The sequence below is a fragment of the Brucella sp. TWI559 genome (genome assembly GCF_039674265.1).
In the GTDB taxonomy this organism is placed as follows: Bacteria; Pseudomonadota; Alphaproteobacteria; order Rhizobiales; family Rhizobiaceae; genus Brucella; species Brucella chromiisoli.
The window spans coordinates 1-21,265 of sequence record NZ_JBDJNE010000020.1; the positions used below are offsets into that span (position 1 = coordinate 1).

Consider the following 21,265-nt stretch of genomic DNA (forward strand, 5'->3'; position numbering starts at 1 on the left):
CAACAGTCGTGCGGTGACGCTTGGCACGAATGGCGGCACCATCCAGACGACGGCTGCGAAGACCAACAGTTTCTCGGGCAAGGTGACGGGCACGGGCAAACTAACGAAGACCGGCGACGGCACGCTTGTTCTTGCGGGTACGGCCAGCGACTATACGGGCGGGACGCAGATTGATGGCGGTGTGCTTTCGGTTTCGGCCAATGCCAATCTTGGTGCTGCCACAGGAGCGCTCGGCTTCAACGGCGGCACGCTTCTGCTCACAGACAGCTTTGACAACAGCCGTACCGTGGCGCTTGGCGCGAATGGTGGAACCATTCAGACGACGGCTGCGAAGGCCAACACCTTCTCCGGCACGGTGACGGGCACCGGTAAACTCACCAAGGCGGGTTCCGGCACATTGGTTCTGACCGGAGCCAACACCTACAATGGCGGCACCGAAGTCTCAGGAGGTGTCCTGCAGATTGGCGATGGCCACACAACGGGATCGATCCTCGGCAATGTCACGGTCGACGCGGGCGCGGCGCTTGCCCTCAACCGCTCGGACAATGTGACCTATGCCAGTCTCATCAGTGGTGCAGGCAGTCTCCACCAGGATGGCGCGGGTATGCTCATCCTGACCGGAACCAACACCTATACCGGCGGTACGGTGATCTCTGCCGGGACACTGCAAGTCGGCGATGGCGGTACGGCCGGTTCTATTCAAGGGGATGTGACCAACAACGCCACGCTTGCCTTCAATCGCAGCAACGGTCTTGATTTTAGCGGCAAAATCTCTGGCTCGGGTGCGCTGAACCAGATTGGCGCGGGCAGTCTCACGCTTTCAGGCGACAGCAGCGCGTTCACCGGCACGACCGATGTCACAGCCGGCAGTCTCATTGTGACCGGAACGCTCGGTGACGCAACCTCCACGCTCCAGGTAGCCTCCGGCGCATTCCTTGCCGGCTCCGGCACGATTGGCGGCGACACCACAATCGCCAACGGCGCAACGCTTACAAGCCTCGCTGACAACACATTGACCTTCAACGGTAACTTGAGCCTGGGCGCGACCTCGGTTGTTTCCGTCACCTACGGCGCCGAGTTCGGACAGCCTTTCTTCGATGTGAAGGGCAATCTTGCGCTTGGCGGCAAGATCAATGTCACGGATTTCGGCGATAACGGGCCAGGAATCTACCACGTGTTCAACTATGGCGGCACACTCAGTGGCACGATTGCCGTTGGTGACATGCCACAGGGGGTGGATCCAGCCAAGATCACTGTCCAGACCGCCATGACGGGGGAAGTCAATCTTGTGAACGCGGAAGGGGCTGTCCTGAACTTCTGGGATGGAGGCGATGCGGCAAAGCACAACAACGGGACCGTCGAGGGGGGAGACGGGACATGGAATCTGCTGAATAGCAACTGGACTGGGTTGCCTGACTATACTCTCAACGGCCCCTGGGCGAGTGGTGAGTTTGCGGTGTTCCAGGGCACCAAGGGCACGGTAACGATCGACAATACAGGCGGGCAGGTCTCGGCAACAGGTCTCCAGTTCGCCATCGACGGTTATACAATTAAAGGCGGAGATCTGGAACTTGCGCCATCGGCGGACGAACCCGACGAGGTTCCTTCGATCAGGGTTGGGGATGGTGAAGACACCGATGTCGGCAAAACGGCAACGATTGAGGCAAAGCTGACCGGCTCATCCGGTATGGAGAAGCACGGCGTAGGTACCCTTATTCTGACCGCCGACAACAGCTATACCGGCGGGACGGTGGTCGCGGGCGGCACGCTGCAGCTTGGCAATGGCGGTACAACCGGCAGTGTCACAGGGGACATCAACCTTGGTTCGACGGCCGCTAGCGCCGGCACGCTTGCAATCAGCCGCTCCGGTATGGTGACGGTTGCAAACAACATTTCCGGAACCGGCCATATCGTGATTGACGGTCCGGGCACGATCGAATTGACAGGCACCAATGACGAACTGGCCGGAGCCTTTATTCGCCACGGAACCCTCGTCGTGTCCGGGGATGCGAACATGGGCGCATCGGGCAGCAGCGTCGAGATCGAGAATGGCTCGGTGCTGCGCTTCGGTTCCTCGTTTGACAGCGACCATAACTATGTGCTCGCCAAGGGCGACGATAGCAATGGCGGCATGATCGAGACGACAGGAACCAACATCAACAGGATCACCACGGCGATCACTGGCCCCGGTTCGCTCATCAAGGAAGGTACGGGCACGCTCGTGCTTGCTGCCGACAGCAACTATGCGGGTGGTACGACGGTCTCTGGTGGCACTCTTCAGATCGGTGACGGAGGCACGACGGGCCGCGTCGACAATGCCATCATCAACAACGGTGTTGTGGCCTTCAACCGTTCTGATGCTGTCGCTATGGGGAATGTAATTTCGGGTGCGGGCTCTGTCCAGCAGATCGGTTCTGGCGCGCTGACACTGACAGGGGACAACACCTATTCGGGCGGCACGACAGTATCGGCTGGCACGCTGATAGTGGCGAAAGACGAAAATCTCGGCGACAAGGCAGGTGGCTTGACCATTGACGGTGGCCTCTTTGAGAATAGTGGCGCCATCACGACAAGCCGTAATGTTACGATCGCAGCCAATGGCGGTACGCTCCAGACTGATGCCAGCCTGACGCTTCAAGGGGCCTTTGATGCTTCCGCTTCGACTGGGGGCTGGCACAAGACCGGGACTGGTGAACTGGTCTTCGATACGGGTGCGACCGGCGATGTCGGTAGCGGCGCAGCAATCGATGCAGGCAAGGTTACCGTCAAGGGCAGCATGAGTGGCGACTACATGGTCAATTCTGGCGCGACGCTGGATGTACTGGGCAGCCAAAACGGTAATATCTCTGTCAATGACGGCGGTATGCTGATGGGCGGCGGAACCGTCGAAAAGAACGTGACCGTGGCGGACAATGCCATCTTGCAGGGCAAGGGCGGTCAAACCCTGACAATCGGCGGCGACCTCGTGCTTAATACTGGTAGTCAGATAAATGTTACGCTCGGCATGCCAAGCAACACTGCACTTTATGATGTGAAGGGCGATGTGACGCTTGCCGGCACACTCAATATCTCCGATGGCGGCGGCTTCGGCGCCGGTATCTATCGTCTCATGGACTATAACGGCAATCTGATCGACAATACGCTTGCGATCGGATCGACGCCGGGGGGAACGGACGCAGCCCGCATGTGGATCGATAATGATGCTGCCAACAAGCACGTCAATCTGATGAACTCTTCTGGGGTGCATCTTGATGTATGGGAAGGCGGCAACGGCACCTGGAACCTGGTTTCAGATCACACCAATGACGTGTGGACCGACAATGGTGATCATATCATGGGTGCCTATGATCAGGGCTCGTTTGCAGTGTTCCGCGGCACGACCCAGGGGGCGACGACCACGGTTACGTTGGACAACAGCGCCGGACAGGTCACAGCCTCCGGTATGAACTTCGCCAGCGATGGCTATATCCTCAAGGGTAGCCCGCTCAACCTCGACAATACTGCCCAACCGATTATCCGTGTTGGTGACGGGACCGATGCGGGCAAGGCCATGACGGCCACCATTGAAACAGAGTTGCAAGGTACCAAGGGCATAAACAAGACCGACTACGGTACGCTGATCCTGACCGGAGCAAACCACTATAGTGGTGGCACCACGGTAACTGGCGGCACTCTGCAGATCGGCAATGGTGGCACAAGCGGCAGCATCGACGGCGACGTCAATCTCGCCAGCGATCTCTACGGCCGCGGAACGCTTGCTTTTGATCATTCGGGACCGACACTTTTTGCCGGCAATATTTCTGGCGCGGGCGATGTCATCCAGAAAGGCAGTGGCACCACCACTTTCACCGGCGACAACAGCTATTCGGGTGGTCTGACCGTCGAAAATGGCAAGGCGCAGGCCGGCGTGGCCGGTCATGCTTTCGGCACTGGCGTGTTGAAGCTGAAGGATGGGGCAATTGCTGATCTCGACAGTTTCGACACGACGGTTGGCGGTCTGGCAGCCTTTGACGACACCAATGCGGTCGGTGATGGCAAGATCACGCTCGGCACGGGCAAGCTCACGGTTGTCCAAAACTTCGACAGCCGATTCTCCGGTATTATCTCTGGCTCGGGCGGCTTCACCAAGGCCGGGTCTGGCGAACTGACGCTGAACGGTATCAACACCTATGGTGGTGTTACCAATGTCGATGGCGGTTCGCTGAAGCAGGGGGCAGCAGGTGTCTTCAATACTGCATCGTCGGGTTACATTGTGGGAGCCAACGGCACACTTGATCTGGGTGGCTTCGACACAACGCTTGCTTCGCTCTCCAGTGCTGGCCGCATCACTTCCGGCATTGAGACCGCAGGCACGTCGCTCACGGTCAATGGAAACTATGTCGGCAATGGCGGCACAGTTGTTATCAACACAGTACTCGGTGACGACAGCTCGAAGACTGACATGCTGAAAGTCGGCGGCGATACGTCGGGTACAACCAGCCTGAAAGTGATAAACCGGGGTGGGCTTGGTGCACAGACAACCAACGGCATCGAAGTTGTGGACGTTGCGGGTGACTCCAAGGGTATTTTCTCACTCGTCAGTGACTATACCACGAAGGACGGACAGAAAGCGGTTGTTGGCGGCGCCTATGCCTATACGCTGCAGCAGGGCTCCGGCAATAAGGATGGCAACTGGTATCTGACCAGCCAATATACGCCAGGTCCCGGTCCGAACCCTAATCCCGATTGCGTCGGCGACAACTGTCCGAACCCGACCCCCAACCCGCGCTATAATCCCGGCGTGCCTGTCTACCAGGGCTATGCGGAGAACATGCAGGCGTTGAACAAGCTGCCAACGCTTCAGGAACGTGTTGGTGAGCGTTACTGGACAGGCCGGAACGGCGATGGCCAGGCCAATGGCGCCGTGGTTGACAGTCGCGGTATCTGGGCGCGTATTGAGGGAGCACATAGCCGTCTGGAACCGCAGAGCGCTACCGGTGCAAAACAGGACGTCAACACCTTTATCATGCAGGCGGGTGTCGATGGCCAGTTCTATGAGGATGAGAATGGTCGGTTGGTTGCCGGGATCACAGGCCAGTATGGTACTGCCCATGCAAGTTCCAGTGCGCTGGCAGGCGATGGAACAGCCCGCACCAATGCCTGGAGCCTTGGTGCGACCGCGACATGGTATGGCAACAACGGCTTCTATGTCGATGCCCAGGGGCAAGTGACATGGTTCGACAATGATCTGAACTCCGATACGGCCAATACCGGCCTTGTGGACGGTGCGAAGGCCTATGGCTATGCAATGAGTGTTGAAGCAGGCCAGCGTGTTGCAATCAACGATCACTGGTCGCTGACGCCGCAGGCGCAGTTGATGTGGTCGTCGCTTGATGCCGATGCCTTCCATGATGTGTGGGGCAGTCGTGTCCATATGCAGGATGGCGACAGCCTGACCGGGCGGTTTGGCGTTGCCGCCAGCTATGACAACAGCTGGAAGGGCAATGGTGGTCTGATGGTCAACACCTCCGTCTATGGCGTCGCCAATCTCTATCAGTCCTTCCTCGGTGGCACGCGCATTAACGTCGCCGGTGTGAATATCGACACCGACAACGACAAGACCTGGGCCGGAATCGGCGCCGGCGGTACCTATGCCTGGGCTGACAGCAAATACGCCGTTTATGGTGAGGGCTCGATCAACACTTCCCTCAACCACTTTGCCGACAGCTATGAGCTGAAGGCAACCGTCGGCTTCAAGGTGAAGTGGTAGAGCGCAAGGGCTAGCCGCCCAGAGACTGAACTCCTGAAGATGGGCCCCTGGATTTAAATCCGGGGGCCCGCACCATTCTTCAAAGATCCCGTCTGAGGGCTTCTCCCGATGAAGCATCGTCCAGAATATCACTTCGACCTCGTGGTATAGAACATCCCGGATATGGTTGATCTGGACTGCCGCGCCAGTCGCGCAAAACCTGTCCCCGCAATGCGACTGCAGGCAGAGAAAGCCGTCTGCATCCCCTCACAAACCTTCCCTCAAGCAACCGTTCCAAAGGATTGACAATGAACGACATCGAACACCTCCATCAACTGATCCTCAATCTGGCAGCGCGACTGCAGGCAACCGAAGCTATTGCCAATACCGCGATCAGTATGATCTGCGCCATGGATGACAAGAAGACCGGAGCAAAAGACAGGTTCCTGAAAGAAATTTTCCCGATGCTCCTGAATAATGCCGCAATTGCTCCCGCACAGGCCACGAAGCCGGAGCTCGATCAATGGATGCGCCAGCGGGAGCAGGACTTTCTCAATGCCGACCTCCAAAAGATTACAACCCACATCGAGCAATTGCGCGCTCGGGTAAAATCAACCGTCAACTGAGGTACTTGAAACAAAAAGAATATTACTCCATGAGCGCTCATGCCGCACCGCTTTTCGGCTGCGCTCGCCTATTCGGCCTTCTTGTCACAGGGGGGCCTTGCTCCCCTGTCGTCTGAGGCAAAAGAAGTGGCGAAGCTCAAAACGGTAGGCAATCTCAACATCACTGCCACCGCACTTACCCTACCATTGTCATTGACCTGTTTGCTCGCCGTGTCGTTGGCTGGTTGGTTAGTGACTGTCTACCTAGGAGGCCAGGTCTTCACGCTCTTGAAAAGAGCCTGAACGATGCGGTGCATCCTAGGTTCAGGTCCCATTCACTTAATGGAAACGCTACCTCAAATGACCGGATTTGCAAGGAAAGACGCGATGGCGGGGGCTTCGCCGTCTCAGCGTCTTGACGCAGCAGATCGCTCTGTGCATGTGGGCATCTGAAGGATGTGGACTATCCGCTGGGCTACTTTGTAAGAAAAGTTCCAGAATCCCCGCATTTCCTTCGCCTTTTTTTCTCGTATCCAAACGGATGGTCTCATACCATTTTCATCAAATTAATGGGCCTTGAGCCTAAAGCGCCTGATGCATCATTCGGATCGCAGAAGCTAGTATCGCTTGTTGGATTACCAGAAAATGTTGCGCACGAACGGCTGCCTAAATGGAAAAATGCGTCTCCAATTTTTCTGAAAACAATCCATGAGAACGCGTTGCGATCAGATTGGATCAGATCAGCGCTCGAATATCATTCAGTATGTTTGTAGACGGACGCTTATAGAAAAGCCGCCGGGTTTTATCCGGCGGCTTTTAATTTTTCAGTCCGGCAAAGGATTAGAATTTATAAGCTACGCCAATGCGAATATCATTGGTTTTGACCGAATTACGCATGGCAGTATCGCCAAAATCGAAATTATCTTTCCCAAAGTCGGTGTAACGATATTCGAGACGTAAAATGACATTGTTGGTAGCCGCGTAATCCACACCTGCACCGATTGTCCAACCGGTTTTTGTCTTGCTGTTGCTGAAGTCGCGTGCTGAATCAGCATAGCTGGTCTTAATATTACCAAATGCAAGACCACCCGCGATATATGGCATGAAGCGATCAATAGCATAACCGGCGCGAGCACGTAGCGCACCCGACCATTCAAGCTGTGACTTGGTTGTATAAGACAGCGTATTCTTGAACGCATAATCGTTCGACTTCTTCAAGTCATTGTAGTTGAAATTGCCTTCTAGGCCCAAAATGACATTGTTTCCCATATCAAAATTGTAGCCAGCATAAACACCGCCGAGAAACCCATTAGAATTGAGATTTTCCGACGAGTCGGCAAAATCCCATGCAGATACTTTTGATTTGGCCCAGCCCCAGCCGATTTCACCGCCCACATAAGCGCCACCCCATGAAAAGACCGAAGCCATTGGCACAGGTTCCTGGGAAGTGATCGCGTCAGCGGCATGTGCAGCAGATGCTGTCATGATTGCAAAAAGAGATGCGCCGGCGAATTTTTTAAAAGACATAATAACTCCATCAATAAATAAGAATCAATAAAAGTATTTATATGTTTCACGAGTGTTTTTGTATGTGCCATTATTACAACAGTGAAATAAATTAACAAATTATAAAGTTTATATAATTTAAGTTTATTATAATATTGTTTTTCGCGGATATGCGCTTTTGATATAAGCTTCGTTTAATTGAGAAGATAGGATTCTAAGCTCATCATAGCATGATCAAAGGAAGCGATGATGAGACGGAAGTTGGTGCTGCAGACATTGGCGGCTGAAAAGACGATCAAGGAAATATGCCGCGCACGCAAACACCCTCGGCTGACCCCGAGAAGCTTGGCTTGTTGTGTGACCGGCAGCTTGCGCGCGTGGTCGGTCATTTTTTTCTGCCCAGCAATTCCGTCTTGCTGAGCGCTCCGGCTAAAAAACGTTTTCTAGCGTCAGTGCACCGAGCTTGGCATAACGCGTTTTAACGTCGGCGGGTGGAGCCGGAGAATCAGCCTTGGTCTCATCGGCGAAAACGCCAGTCGTCCCTTCAGGGCGATGGTCCTTCCATTGTTTGATCTGGTGCGCGTGCACGTCAAACGGCTTGGATAATTCCAACAAGTGTCTGCTCGCCTCTGAACGCAGCGAACGTAACTTTTGCCTTAAAAGCTGCCTATGGTTAGGGTGGGGGCGCCTTGTCATGCTATCGCACGTTGCCGGCATCCAAGCCGAACTCCGGCGGAAATCCTACTTATCCCAGCTGTGCAGATTTGCCGAGCCAGCTTTCTTTGCCGCCCTCCCACTTAACTTGCATATCCATATGAAGCCGGTAAGGGAGAGCAGCTGTTTTGACCGCAATTTAGTTGGTTAGTCTTTTATTGCGGGAGATCACCAGCTTTAGGCAACTGAGCCCATTCGGCTAGGAATGTGTCGCGGTTTTTTGCAGCATCAGCCTCATCAAGTTCAAATACTTTGACGTCAGCGAGTTCTGGCAGTTCAACGAACTCGGATACTTTGATATCGTTGCGGCTTGGGCGACGGAATGCAACCTTCAAGAGCTCAGTTTGTGCCTCCTTGGAAAGAAGGGCGTCGAGCGCTTTCTTCGCGTCATCTCCACTTGGTGCATTCTTGAACAATCCGGCAAATTCCGGCGTCATGAACGTGCCTTCGGATGGATATACAAGGGACAATTCTTCCTGTCCGCCGTCGATGTAAGGATAGGCTGTTGCCTCAAACGTCAAGCCGATCGTGTATTCACCCATTGCCGTACCTTTTGGTACATTGGAAGCAGCCCCCGATGTTACGATATTGGCTACAACAGCCTTAAACGTGTCTTCATCAAGCAGTTTTGAAAGTCCCCAGGCAATCGTATAGCCGGTTGAACTGTTGACAGGATCAGGCATGATAATCTTGCCTTTCCATTCAGGCTTGGCCAGATCAGCCCATTTTTTAGGCGCTTCATTGTCTTGCAGTTGATCGGAGTTGACCAGCATTGTCACCAGATGAACATTGGCTGGAATAAACAGATCGCCACTGTAATGCAGATTTTGCGGAATGGCCTCCAGTGCAGATGCCTTATAGGGTTCAAATAGTTTTTCAAAAGCGCCGAGGGTATTGGCGGATGAAGACCAGAAAATATCGCTCTGAGGTGCAGATGCTTCTGCTTCCGCGCGTCGCAAAAGAACACCAGAACCTCCAGTAATCACACCGAGATTTTGTCCGGTCTTTTCTTTGACAACAGACTGTACAGCCTCATAGGCTTGAACCGGGTTGGACGTGTAAAGCACCGGATCCTTGGCCAATGCCGGTAGCGTGAGGCCGAGCGACAAAGAGCCAGCTAATAGATAAGACGATAGTTTCATGTTTTCCTCGCATTTGATGAAGTGATTGAGCAGTTGACCTGCTTCGTTGATTTATTTGGAAGCAAAGACATCAATCCGGAACAGTTTCGTGGCAACGATGATGGGCACAAGAATGACAGTCACCAACACCAGGCCATAAGCTGACGCGTAAGCCATGAGACCGGAATCCAGCAGCCGGAAGACTTGAATTGGCAGTGTTTCTCGCCCGCCGGAATAGACCAGAATGGACGCTGATAATTCGGCCACTGTTGTTGTCCACGTCAGGATTGCAGCGGATGCTATGGCTGGAAGCATCATAGGAAGCACGACCTTGAAGAAAGACCGCACGGGTGGAACACCCAGACTGATTGAAGCTTCTTCAATCGAATTCGGTATGTTCTGTAAAATGGCTTGAGAGTTCCGCATGCCAAACGGCATTCGGCGCACCACATAGGCCAGAACAATGATCATCGCTGTACCCGACAGCGGCAACCAGCCACCGTGGAAGGTTGCCAAGAGGCTGACGCCCAAAACCGTACCCGATAAGGCGAGTGGTATAGCTGATATGTAATCGATGACCGGGGTGACCAAATTTGGCTTTTTAACCACCAGATAGCTGACGATGGCACTGAAGATGATCGATATGAATGTAGCTGTTGCTGCATAGGTGAGAGAGTTGACCAGCGGCTGCGGCGCCGTGACAAAAACGCGCGCGATGTTGGAAAATGTCCAGTTACCCCATTGCATCACCGGCCCACGCGATGCTGTAAATGCGCCAACGACGATCACACAAAGCGGCAACAGTGATACGATAACGATAAATCCTGCGCTGATAGCGACGAGAAGTCCTTTTAATCCCTGCAACGGCACTGGCTTTGCGCCGCGTCCCTGAACGATTTCAAAACGCCCGCGCGACACAATGAAACGGTTGCAGAAAAGCACGAGCATAACAATTAATACTGACACGCTGGCAAGCGTCGACTGCATGGTAATGTCACTTGCACCTTCTGCCACTGCTGCCTGATAAGTGACGACTGAAAGCAAGGGCAGTCGGTGGCTCAAAATCATAGAGATAGCAAAGTTACCCACCACCATCGTGAAAACAAGCAGGGCCGAAGCAAGCACGGTCGGAAGAATTACCGGCAGCATGACGCGCAAACGGGACTTTGCAGGGCTTGTCCCCAAGGATTGAGCGGCCTCCTCAAGTTGCACATCAAACTTACCAATCGCTGCCACAACGCCGATGTAGATGTAGGTGTAATAGATGAAGCTCATGGAGACGATGAGGCCGAACCAGCCATAGAAGCTTGGTAAGATGATGCCGTAGCCCTTAAGAAACCGCGTCACTAAACCATTGTTACCCAACATCATGAGCCAGGTTTGGGCTGCAATGACTTCTGGCAGCACCAAGGTGATCAATGGCAAAAGCGCGATGAGCCACTTTCCGGGAAAAGTATAGCGAGCCGTCACATATGCTAATGGAACGCCAATAAGGGTGCAGAATACAGTGACGACCGAGGCCAGTATGAGGGTATTTTGTATCGCGGCTATATAGCGTGGATTGTCCAGAAGACGCATCCAGCCATTCTGGCCTTCGCCCACGAAACTGGCGCTCAGAATGGTGAGCAGCGGATAAAGTATAAAGATACATAACAGCGCGAGAGCCAGCAGGCTCAACCAGAACCAAGGTGTGTGGAGCGTCTTCTTCATGATGCAATCACCAATGCCTGATCGGGATTGATTGTCACATGAACCTCATCGCCTGGTCCGAACGCATCATGGTTTTGGCCATGTAACTCGGCGAAGAGTTGCAGGCCGTCATGCATATCGAGGCGATAGCTTGTCTTGGTGCCCAAGTATTGACGACTATACACCTTTCCCGGAAGCGTTTGTTTGCCTTCGGAGCTGATAGCGGAGATATGAAGATTTTCAGGGCGAATAATCAAAATTCCTCCCTGTTCCGATTTTTCAATGCGATTATCGGTCGCGCTGATTATCTGTGTGCCTATGCAAACACTGGCGTAATTAGTCTGGGTTGACTGCACTTTGACTGGAATACAGTTGGCGGAGCCGACAAAGTCAGCCACATAACTGGTACGCGGCGTTGTGTAGATTTGTTTGGGTGTACCAATTTGCTCAAGCGCTCCACGATTCATGACGCCAATTTGGTCTGACATAGCCAGAGCTTCTTCCTGGTCATGGGTAACAAATACCGTGGTGATGTTGTCCTCGCGCTGCAATTCGCAGATTGTCTCGCGGATCTGGATGCGCAGCTTTGCATCCAGATTCGACAGCGGTTCATCCATCAACAGAACGGCTGGCTTGATCACCAGCGCGCGAGCGAGGGCCACACGCTGGCGCTGCCCACCCGACAATGCGGCCGGGTGACGTTGAGCCAGGTGGCTCAGGCCAACACGTTCAAGGGCCTGACCAATTTTGGCTTTGGCGCTTTCACCTTTTTCGCCACGAGCGGTTAAGCCATAAGCAACATTCTGCTGCACTGTTTTGTCAGGGAAAAGCGCATAATCCTGAAAAACCATCCCGATATTGCGCTTATACGGTGGCAGGTGCGTGACGTCCTTGTCACCGAAACGAATTGAGCCGTTGGATGCGCCCACAAATCCGGCGATGGTGCGCAACAATGTTGTTTTGCCGCAGCCGGATGGTCCCAAAAGCGTAAAAAAGCAACCCTCAGGAATGTTGAGTGACAATTGAGAGATGACGTTTTCTTCTCCGTAAGTCACATCTAGGCTTTCGATTTTAATGCCCATTTATGCGTTCCCATTTTTATTTTCATTTGGTTATAGCAGGCGGCAATGCGAATGTTTTACGCGGCAGAGATAGCCTCTTTCAGGCTGGAGTTAACCACTTCCAGCGCCTGCGCATGGCAACGCTCATCACCAGCCGCAAGAATGGTGCCGTTGCTGGCTAAAGTCAGCGGTTGACCCTGCCAGTCTGTAATTTTTCCACCCGCGCCTTCGATAATCGGACGATAAGGCGCAAAATCGTAAATCTGTTGCCCAGCATCCATAGCAAGATCTGTGCGTCCTTCAGCAAGCCTGCCATAGTTAAGGCAAGCGCCACCATAAACACGGTTGGCGGTTTTGCGGCGCAGGGCATTCAGGGCAGGCAACTGGCCCGCTGACATATAATCCTGATTTGAATTGGTCATAAGCGCAGTTGCGAGGTTCTCACAGGGGCGGCATCTTACTGCCTGATCATTGAGGCGAGTGTTTTGCCCAGTCGCACCGATCCAGCGTGTGCCGAGCACAGGATTATCGATCACGCCGACCTGTGGCACGCCATCAATCGCAAGCGCGATCAGTGTTCCCCACACCGGAATACCGACGATGAAGGGGGCGGTGCCGTCGATTGGATCAAGAATCCATACATGCGATGCTTGTGTATCGACGCTGCCTTCTTCTTCACCGATGATGCCATGATGCGGATATTGTTTGCGAATTTCTACGCGCAGACGGTGTTCTATGGCGCGATCGTACTTCGTCACTAAACTGCGATCCGGCTTCACCTCGATATCTGAAGCTGAATTTTCGCTGCCGGACAGTTCATTGGCTAGTGTTTCACGCGCTATGTCCGCTAAAGCGGCAGCGAAGCCAACAAAATTGCCCAATTCTGACGACGACATAATAAATTTCCCCAACGCCTCTTATATAAAGCTAGCAACAAATAAAAAATGTGGCAATAGTTGGCATATGTGTTTTTTTGTGTTTTTTGATGTGCCAAGCAAAACGAACGGATTGGATCATGTGGCAGGACGAGCGGCATAAGAAAATTCTGGATTATCTCACGGCTTTCGGTCGCGTCTCAATTGACCAGATCACAGAGGAAGTGAGCGTTTCGCGCGAAACCATCCGTCGCGACCTTATGGAGCTTGAACTGGCAGGTAAACTAAAGCGTGTCCGCGGTGGCGCCGTTTCACTGGCCAAGGAAGATACTGATTATCATGTGCGCATCAAACAAAGACTGTTCGAAAAACAAGCCATTGCGCTGGAGGCGCTTAATCTGCTTTCCAATGACATGACTGTATTCATTGATGCGGGTACCACAACAACTGTGATGGCAGAGGTATTGGCCAATCATCATAATCTGACTGGTCTCAATATTCTTACCAATTCGATTGATGTGGCGCGTTTACTATCGGGTAAAGAAAGCGACACCTATCACCGTTATAAGGTGCATCTGCTTTCTGGTGATGTGCGCCAAGATCCTCTCGAAACCTGGGGCGCATCAACCATCAATGATATTTATCGCTATCGTGCGGATGTGGCGTTGTTAGCCCCTTGGGGCATTGATCCAGAGCTTGGCGCGATGAACCATTTTATCCATGGTGCGGAAATAGCAAGAGCCATGGTACGCAACTCAGCAAAGACCATTATCCTTGCTGATCATTCCAAAATCGGCGCGCCAGCCCGTTCCGTCTTTTGTACAATTGACGAAATTTCACATTTGATCGTCGACAGAAAGGCGCGGGAAATGCCTGAATTTTCTGCTTTGGAAAAAGCGATGACGAGTGTCATTGTAAGCAAATAATCGTTATGAGTTGCCTATTAACGATGAAATGGCGCTATCATAATGCCATTTCCAGAATACTGGTTGCAGATAAATGTTCACGCTTAGGCAGTTACGTTATTTTATCGCATGTGCTGAGCAGGGCTCTGTTACGCGTGCTGCGCAATCGCTATCAATTTCCCAATCGTCAATTACAGAGGCAATCAAAGAGCTTGAAGCAGATCTCAACGTCACACTTTTCGAGCGGCATCCACGCGGCTTGATCGTTACCCATAGTGGCCATCAGTTTATGCGTCATGCGACCAAGATATTGGCTGATGTCTCCGATGCGCGGCGTTCGTTTTCAAGTAAACAAGTCGCAGAAAAGAGAACATTGCATCTCGGCGTCACGTCACTGGTTGCGGGCTACGTTCTGTCTGATCTGTTGGCACGCTATCGCAGGGCATTTCCAAATGTGGAAGTGAGCGCAATTGAAGACAACGGTTCTTATCTTGAGCATTTGCTTATTGGCGGTGAACTTGATGTGGCTGTCGTAGTTATCTCAAGTCTGCGGGATCGAATGGCACTTCATGCCGAAATTCTTGAAACATCGCCTTATCGGCTGTGGTTACCGCTAGGGCATTCGCTCGTATCTGCTGACGGAATATCAATTGACGATGTGGCCAAAGAGCCTTTGATCATGCTCACCGTCGACGAAATTGAGGAAAACACCGGAAAGCTTCTCGCTGCACTTGGAGCCAGGCCGCATGTGGCTTTCAGAACCCGTTCTGTTGAAGCTGTACGTAGTTTGGTGGCCACCGGCGCTGGTGTAGCCCTTCTGCCTGATCTCGTCTATCGCCCTTGGTCGCTGGAAGGAGACCGTATCGAAAGCCGGGATGTGTCTGGTTCTTTGCCAATCGTGCAGATTGGAATGGTTTGGCGAAAAGGCTCGAGTCTTCCGCAATCCGCTCGCGATTTTATTGGAATTGCAGAAGCAGCGCGTTCTGGCAGGCAGCGCTAATACGGTCTCTCAGAAACAAGAATTCAATTAAATAGCTTTTTTAAAATGATATTTCTCCAGTGGAGCTGGCTCCACGATACTGCTTATCTATATTAATCGGAAAAACCGATACCTGCTTTCTAATAAATGAATTTGCGAATGTTTTTTGTTCAGATAACTTTCTCTTCAAGGAACGAAAAGCCTAAAACGGCAAAATGGAGAGAGCAATGCGAACAGGTTTTATTTGCTTTGATCAGCTAATATTGTGAGCTGCATTTAGGCGTGGTCATCGCTGCTCAGACAAGCTTTGCGATAATCCCAAACTCGGTCCGATTTCATTCTTCACTCTCAGCCAGTGGAGCGGGTGATGTCGTGTGCGGTTTTATAGCCAGCTCAGATAAGTTCTGCTTTTGGTAGTCTCAACGATGTCATGTCATGAATAGACATCGGAAACAGACGTAATTTCTCTCGGAGAATGTAATGGATTCAGAAATGCTTATTGGCTCCCAGTTTGAACTTGGCACAGAACATGAAGAACTTGTTCTCAATCCGAAAACCGGGGATGTTGTTCTGCCTCTGGCTGAAGCATCATTGGGACAAGTCGACAAGGCTGTCGAGGCTGCGGAAAAAGCATTTCAATCCTGGTCTCGTACAACGCCAGCGGAACGCTCGGGTTATTTGCTTAAAATTGCCGACGCAGTCGAAAGAGATGCCGAAGGCTTTGCTGCCCTTGAGGCGCTGAATTGCGGCAAGCCGTATCATGCGGTCCTGAGTGATGAGATACCGGCGGTTATCGATTGTTATCGCTATTTTGCAGGTGCTGTCCGCAATATGCAGGGGCCGATTGCAGCTGAATATCTTGCCGGCCATACATCCATGATCCGCCGCGATCCTGTGGGGATTGTTGGATCGATTGCCCCTTGGAACTATCCATTAATGATGATGGCCTGGAAGCTTGCTCCAGCTATTGCTGGTGGTAACACAGTTGTTTTCAAACCATCGGAACAGACGCCTTTGACCGCACTGAAAATGGCAAAGGTGATGGCGGATATTTTGCCTTCGGGCGTCGTGAATGTCGTACTTGGGCGTGGCGAAACTGTCGGAAACGCACTTATCAATCATCCGTCGATCAATATGGTTTCGATTACGGGCGATGTCGCAACTGGCAAGAAGGTTCTGCAGGCAGCGGCCAAATCGGTGAAGCGAACGCATCTGGAACTGGGCGGAAAAGCACCTGTCCTCGTGATGGCAGATGCTGATATTGATGCGGTCGTTCAGGGCATCAAAACATTCGGATTTTACAATGCTGGCCAGGACTGCACGGCTGCCTGTCGTATCTATGCCGACGCGCGGATTTACGATCGCCTTGTTGCGGATTTATCAGGTGCTGTTTCCAACATTCGGTTTAATCGTGAAGATGACGCACAAAATGAGATGGGGCCGCTTATATCGCGTCGCCAACGTGATCGTGTGGATAGCTTTGTTGCGCGTGCGCGTGAGAACGCACATATCGAGATAACCGCTGGTGGCAATCCATCGGGTGATAAGGGCTTTTTCTTTGAGCCGACCGTAGTTGCCGGAGCTTTGCAGGAAGACGAAATCGTTCGCCGTGAAGTCTTTGGTCCAGTCGTGTCTGTCACGCGCTTTAGCGAAGAAGAACAGGCTATCTCGTGGGCTAATGACAGTGATTATGGTTTGGCATCATCGGTGTGGACAAAGGACCTTAGCAAGGGTCTTAAGGCTGCTGCACATCTACAGTATGGCTGCACATGGATTAACACGCATTTCATGCTGACGAATGAAATGCCCCATGGTGGCTTAAAGCAGTCTGGCTATGGCAAAGACATGTCTATCTATGCGCTTGAGGATTACACCACAGTGCGCCACGTTATGATTGCTCATGGGTGACATGATGACAAACACAGCACCCCAAGTTCAAATTGACCGTTCAAAACTGGAAGTCTCGAAGACCGAGGTGGCCATCGAGATTAAGAACATGCACAAGTGGTATGGTGAGTTCCACGTCCTGCGTGACATCAATCTGAAAGTCATGCGCGGTGAACGCATCGTCGTTGCCGGGCCATCTGGTTCCGGTAAATCGACTATGATCCGCTGCGTCAACCGTCTGGAAGAGCACCAGAAGGGTCAGATCATTGTCGATGGCATTGAGCTTACCAATGATCTTAAGAAGATCGATGAAGTGCGCCGTGAAGTTGGTATGGTGTTCCAGCACTTCAACCTCTTCCCGCACCTGACCATTCTGGAAAACTGCACGCTGGCACCGATCTGGGTGCGCAAAATGCCAAAACGCCAAGCCGAAGAAATCGCCATGCACTATCTCAAGCGCGTGAAGATTCCGGAACAGGCCAACAAATATCCGGGCCAGCTTTCAGGTGGTCAGCAGCAGCGTGTGGCGATTGCCCGTGCGCTCTGCATGAACCCGAAGGTCATGCTGTTTGATGAGCCGACTTCCGCGCTTGATCCGGAAATGGTCAAGGAAGTGCTTGATACGATGGTGAGCCTTGCTGATGAAGGTATGACCATGATCTGCGTCACACACGAAATGGGCTTTGCCCGTCAGGTTGCTAACCGCGTGATCTTTATGGATCAGGGGCAGATTGTTGAAGAAAATGCGCCAGCCGAGTTCTTCGATAATCCGCAGCACGAGCGTACCAAGCTGTTCCTGAGCCAAATTTTACATTGAATTATCAAAACTATAACCGCACCAACGGAGGGTAACTTGAACAAATTTTTCGCACTCGCATCAGCATCGCTGTTTCTGGTTTCAGGAATGGCGCATGCAGGTCCAACGCTCGACCGCGTCAATGAAAAGAAGGAAATGGTTGTTGCCACCAATGTTGGTTGGCCTCCACAGGGTTTCCTTGATGACAACAATGAACTTGTTGGGTTCGATATTGATGTGGCCAATGAAATTGGTAAGCGCTTGGGGGTTAAAGTCCGTTTTGAGACTCCTGAGTGGCCAACGCTGACCGGTGGTCATTGGCAGGGACGTTACGATGTGGGCGTTGGCTCGGTAACGCCAACCAAGGCACGCGCGCAGGCAATCGATTTTGCTGGTATCTATTATTACAGCCCTTATGTCTATGTGGTTCACAAGGACAGCAAAGCGCATTCGACCGACGATCTGAATGGTAAAATTATTGGCGTTGAAACCGGAACAACGTCGGAAGATTTTATCAATCGTCGCCTTGAAATCGATGCGCCCGATCTTCCGGCTTTCGAATATAAAGTCACTCCGGGCGAAGTTCGTACCTTTGAAGATTCCATGATGCCGTTTGATGACCTTCGTTTGGGTGATGGTGTGCGTTTGGATGCTGTTATTGCACCAGAACAGACAGCTCAAACCGCAATCAAGAACGGTTATCCGGTTCGCATTCTTGAGGGCGGTTATGCTTTCCGCGAACCGTTGGTTGTTATTGCGGAAAAGAATGATCCTGAGTGGACTGCAAAGATCGGTGGAATTGTTAAGCAGATGAAGGATGATGGAACGCTCGCAACGCTTACGACCAAGTGGTACGGCGCGGATTACAGCAAAGACTAACTGCTTCCGATAAAAACACTTCAGATCCCCCACCAGTTCAAAATCAAATCCCGGTTCTGCCTTGCGTGGCAGGCCGGGTGCGAATTGAAAATGGAAAAAATCGATATATTCAGACTGGTAACAACATGTCCTATCCTGACACGCATTACTTCAGAACCATGGCTGATACCAAAGAACGCGCGGCGCTTGTTGGCAATGAGGAGTGCGAAACCCTCATCATTGGTGCGGGGCTTGCCGGTCTGACAGCGGCATTGGAATTGGTGAGACAGGGACAGTCTGTCATTATTCTTGAAGCGAAGAGCGTTGGCTTTGGCGCTTCGGGACGCAATGGTGGTTTTGTCAGCCCCGGCTTTGCAACCGGTCATGATAAAATTGCTGCGACGGTCGGTGAAGATGCTGCCAAAACGCTCCACAAGCTCTCGGTAGAGGGCATGGAATTTGTTGGTGAAACAATTCGCGATCTGAATATCGCGTCTGCCGATCCCAAGCCTGGTCTGATCAGCGTACAGCGCTATGAAGATGCGACCGCTTTGAAGGCCGAAGTTGCGGAGACAAAGAGAGACTTCAACTACCACCTTGAATATATGTCGAGGGACGAAGTTCAGTCGGTGTTGAAGTCTGAACGCTATTATCAGGCTGTTCGTGATCCGAAGGCGTTTCACATTCATCCACTCAATTATGCACGCGGTCTCGCTCGGGAAATTGAGCGTCTAGGTGGTAGAATTTATGAAAACTCTGCTGCGCAATCTATGGATGTTTCGGGGGCACAGAAAGTGGCCCGAACAAGCCGAGGTTCAGTTCACACCAAGAATCTGGTGATCACCACAGGTGGTTATACAGGTGGTTTGAATAAGAAACTTCAAAGATCCTATTTGCCGATAGCAACCTATGTCATGGTTTCTGAAGTTGCACCTGATCTCATCAGCGAAGCTATTAAAACACCAGCTGCGATCGGTGATAGTCGCAGAGCCGGCGACTATTACAGGCTCATTGAAGGTGGCAAGCGCGTATTGTGGGGCGGTCGCATAACAACCCGCGCCGCCTCAACTGAGGGGCTGGTGCGAGAGCTGCGCCATGAAATGACAAGCACCTATCCGCAGCTTGCAGAACTTAAGACGGAACTCGCATGGTCTGGCTTGATGGCATATGCGCGCCACCTTATGCCCCAAATCGGAAAAATGCCGTGTGGGGTTTGGTACTGCACTGCATTTGGCGGCCATGGCCTGAACACCACCGCTATCGGCGGCAAGCTGGTGGCCGAAGGAATTCTCGGTACGGCTGATCGCTACAAGCTTTTTGAGCCATTTGGTCTTGTTTGGGCTGGTGGTTACGCCGGCCTTGCAGTCGCGCAACTCACCTATTGGAAACTACAGGCGCAGGACAAGTGGCGAGAACGCTCTGCCTGATCAACAGTTTGTTTCGTTAAGCATTTAATCCCCCAGAACAACAAGACATCTGTTGAGCCGATTGGCACAGGGTGCACACCGAATTGAAGGAGACCGTTCATGCTTGGGCGATTCATTCTCAACTATCCCGATGCAGCGCGTAGGCTTGGTGGCTTTGTGCTGTTCGCAATCACAATGGTGGCGCTCTATTCAATTGGCATTAATGCACATTGGCTGGGAACAACAGTACCCCCACTTGCCGACTGGGTGAAGGAAAACTCTGCTGTTGCGAGGATTCTGTCAGCCTTTTCCATCTCTGTGATCCTGTTTCTGAACTGGAAGCTGCTGAAGCGACTATCGAGAAATCAGCAGGTTGTCGCGGTATGGGCTGAACTCTTTGTCTTGCTGATGCTTTTCTTTTACTCGTTTGATCTGTCGTTCTCGTTTATCGCCCGTAAGATCGGTTTTCTGATCACACAGGGAACCGTAACAACACTCTATATTTCCGCGATTTCCATCGTGATCGCGACGATTATTGCGCTTATTGGTGCAATTGCCAAACTATCGCAGAATGGTGTTATTTACGGGCTTTCAACGTTCTACACGTCGCTTTTTCGCGGCCTGCCGCTCCTGATGCAGATCTATATTATCTATCTTGGCTTGCCACAGATTGGTTATGTGATCGGTGCGATCCCTGCGGGCATTCTCGCGCTTTCGCTCTGCTATGGCGCCTATATGACTGAAATTTTCCGTGCAGGGATTGAAAGTATTCCACGTGGACAGAAGGAAGGTGCCACGGCACTTGGTCTTGGGTCGGCGCAGACGATGTGGCTTGTCATTCTGCCGCAAGCCATGCGGATCATCATTCCGCCAACAGGCAACCAGTTTATTGCGATGTTGAAGGACTCTTCTCTTGTTTCGGTGATCGGTGTTTGGGAGTTGATGTATGTTGCAAGAACGCAGGGCCAGACCGAGTTCAAACATATCGAAATGCTGATCACTGCTTCCATGATCTACTGGATGCTCTCCATCTCGTTCGAGTTTATTCAGTCCCGCATTGAACGCTACTACGCTCGATATAATACCCGATGAGTTGTGGCCAAATATCGATACGCCATAAAGAAAGCGCATCATA

At 52.1% G+C, this 21,265-nt stretch carries 14 protein-coding genes and 1 pseudogene; 9 read left to right on the forward strand and 6 right to left on the reverse strand.

Going from position 1 to position 21,265, the window contains the following annotated elements; all coding sequences use genetic code 11:
* Window positions 1-13 precede the first annotated feature (13 nt).
* Together ABE530_RS17215 and ABE530_RS17220 are read left to right on the forward strand one after the other, a co-directional pair.
* Window positions 14-5,749, forward strand: a complete 5,736-nt coding sequence (locus ABE530_RS17215) for an autotransporter outer membrane beta-barrel domain-containing protein (protein WP_499695338.1) — start codon at window positions 14-16, stop codon at window positions 5,747-5,749.
* Between the two features lie 287 nt (window positions 5,750-6,036).
* Entirely contained in the window at window positions 6,037-6,354 is a 318-nt protein-coding gene (locus tag ABE530_RS17220) for a hypothetical protein (RefSeq protein ID WP_265986155.1), read from the forward strand.
* An 819-nt stretch (window positions 6,355-7,173) separates the two neighbouring features.
* On the opposite strand, the gene ABE530_RS17225 is transcribed toward ABE530_RS17220, so the two are convergent.
* From ABE530_RS17225 to ABE530_RS17250, 6 genes and pseudogenes are all read right to left on the reverse strand, one after another.
* The gene (locus ABE530_RS17225) at window positions 7,174-7,860 is read right to left on the reverse strand and encodes an outer membrane protein (protein WP_499695339.1); all 687 of its coding nucleotides are present in this window, start codon (window positions 7,858-7,860) and stop codon (window positions 7,174-7,176) included.
* A gap of 302 nt (window positions 7,861-8,162) precedes the next feature.
* Window positions 8,163-8,556, reverse strand: a pseudogene (locus ABE530_RS17230) (IS3 family transposase); the annotation flags it as partial.
* A gap of 152 nt (window positions 8,557-8,708) precedes the next feature.
* On the reverse strand, window positions 8,709-9,695 hold the full coding sequence (locus ABE530_RS17235) for an extracellular solute-binding protein (RefSeq protein ID WP_265986032.1): 987 nt from the start codon (window positions 9,693-9,695) through the stop codon (window positions 8,709-8,711).
* A 51-nt stretch (window positions 9,696-9,746) separates the two neighbouring features.
* Entirely contained in the window at window positions 9,747-11,384 is a 1,638-nt protein-coding gene (locus ABE530_RS17240; RefSeq protein ID WP_265986034.1) for an ABC transporter permease, read from the reverse strand.
* Window positions 11,381-12,445, reverse strand: a complete 1,065-nt coding sequence (locus ABE530_RS17245; RefSeq protein ID WP_499695340.1) for an ABC transporter ATP-binding protein — start codon at window positions 12,443-12,445, stop codon at window positions 11,381-11,383. The genes ABE530_RS17240 and ABE530_RS17245 overlap by 4 nt, the downstream gene beginning before the upstream one ends.
* 56 nt (window positions 12,446-12,501) lie before the next feature.
* On the reverse strand, window positions 12,502-13,320 hold the full coding sequence (locus ABE530_RS17250; protein WP_499695341.1) for an inositol monophosphatase family protein: 819 nt from the start codon (window positions 13,318-13,320) through the stop codon (window positions 12,502-12,504).
* 119 nt (window positions 13,321-13,439) lie between these two features.
* On the opposite strand from ABE530_RS17250, the gene ABE530_RS17255 reads away from it, so the two are divergent.
* From ABE530_RS17255 to ABE530_RS17285, 7 genes are all read left to right on the forward strand, one after another.
* Window positions 13,440-14,225 (forward strand): DeoR/GlpR family DNA-binding transcription regulator, encoded by a 786-nt coding sequence (locus ABE530_RS17255; protein ID WP_499695342.1) that lies wholly within the window; start codon window positions 13,440-13,442, stop codon window positions 14,223-14,225.
* Between the two features lie 73 nt (window positions 14,226-14,298).
* Window positions 14,299-15,204, forward strand: coding sequence for a LysR family transcriptional regulator (locus ABE530_RS17260; protein ID WP_499695343.1), 906 nt, complete (start codon window positions 14,299-14,301; stop codon window positions 15,202-15,204).
* Window positions 15,205-15,663: 459 nt separating this feature from the next.
* Entirely contained in the window at window positions 15,664-17,091 is a 1,428-nt protein-coding gene (locus ABE530_RS17265; protein WP_499695344.1) for a gamma-aminobutyraldehyde dehydrogenase, read from the forward strand.
* 4 nt (window positions 17,092-17,095) lie between these two features.
* Window positions 17,096-17,887 (forward strand): amino acid ABC transporter ATP-binding protein, encoded by a 792-nt coding sequence (locus ABE530_RS17270; RefSeq protein ID WP_499695345.1) that lies wholly within the window; start codon window positions 17,096-17,098, stop codon window positions 17,885-17,887.
* An 87-nt stretch (window positions 17,888-17,974) separates the two neighbouring features.
* Window positions 17,975-18,745 carry a transporter substrate-binding domain-containing protein gene (locus ABE530_RS17275; RefSeq protein WP_499695363.1) on the forward strand — a complete coding sequence of 257 codons (771 nt, stop codon included), beginning with the start codon at window positions 17,975-17,977 and terminating at the stop codon, window positions 18,743-18,745.
* A 125-nt stretch (window positions 18,746-18,870) separates the two neighbouring features.
* Window positions 18,871-20,151 carry an NAD(P)/FAD-dependent oxidoreductase gene (locus ABE530_RS17280; protein ID WP_499695346.1) on the forward strand — a complete coding sequence of 427 codons (1,281 nt, stop codon included), beginning with the start codon at window positions 18,871-18,873 and terminating at the stop codon, window positions 20,149-20,151.
* A gap of 99 nt (window positions 20,152-20,250) precedes the next feature.
* A complete protein-coding gene (locus ABE530_RS17285) occupies window positions 20,251-21,222 on the forward strand; it encodes an amino acid ABC transporter permease (RefSeq protein WP_499695347.1) in 972 nt (323 codons plus the stop codon).
* Window positions 21,223-21,265 lie beyond the last annotated feature (43 nt).

Coding starts and splice junctions, on each gene's coding strand:
- ABE530_RS17220 (WP_265986155.1), top strand. CDS start 6,037: ATGAACGACATCGAACACCTCCATCAACTGATCCTCAATCTGGCAGCG.
- ABE530_RS17225 (WP_499695339.1), bottom strand. CDS start 7,860: ATGTCTTTTAAAAAATTCGCCGGCGCATCTCTTTTTGCAATCATGACA.
- ABE530_RS17235 (WP_265986032.1), bottom strand. CDS start 9,695: ATGAAACTATCGTCTTATCTATTAGCTGGCTCTTTGTCGCTCGGCCTC.
- ABE530_RS17240 (WP_265986034.1), bottom strand. CDS start 11,384: ATGAAGAAGACGCTCCACACACCTTGGTTCTGGTTGAGCCTGCTGGCT.
- ABE530_RS17245 (WP_499695340.1), bottom strand. CDS start 12,445: ATGGGCATTAAAATCGAAAGCCTAGATGTGACTTACGGAGAAGAAAAC.
- ABE530_RS17250 (WP_499695341.1), bottom strand. CDS start 13,320: ATGTCGTCGTCAGAATTGGGCAATTTTGTTGGCTTCGCTGCCGCTTTA.
- ABE530_RS17255 (WP_499695342.1), top strand. CDS start 13,440: ATGTGGCAGGACGAGCGGCATAAGAAAATTCTGGATTATCTCACGGCT.
- ABE530_RS17260 (WP_499695343.1), top strand. CDS start 14,299: ATGTTCACGCTTAGGCAGTTACGTTATTTTATCGCATGTGCTGAGCAG.
- ABE530_RS17265 (WP_499695344.1), top strand. CDS start 15,664: ATGGATTCAGAAATGCTTATTGGCTCCCAGTTTGAACTTGGCACAGAA.
- ABE530_RS17270 (WP_499695345.1), top strand. CDS start 17,096: ATGACAAACACAGCACCCCAAGTTCAAATTGACCGTTCAAAACTGGAA.
- ABE530_RS17275 (WP_499695363.1), top strand. CDS start 17,975: ATGGCGCATGCAGGTCCAACGCTCGACCGCGTCAATGAAAAGAAGGAA.
- ABE530_RS17280 (WP_499695346.1), top strand. CDS start 18,871: ATGTCCTATCCTGACACGCATTACTTCAGAACCATGGCTGATACCAAA.
- ABE530_RS17285 (WP_499695347.1), top strand. CDS start 20,251: ATGCTTGGGCGATTCATTCTCAACTATCCCGATGCAGCGCGTAGGCTT.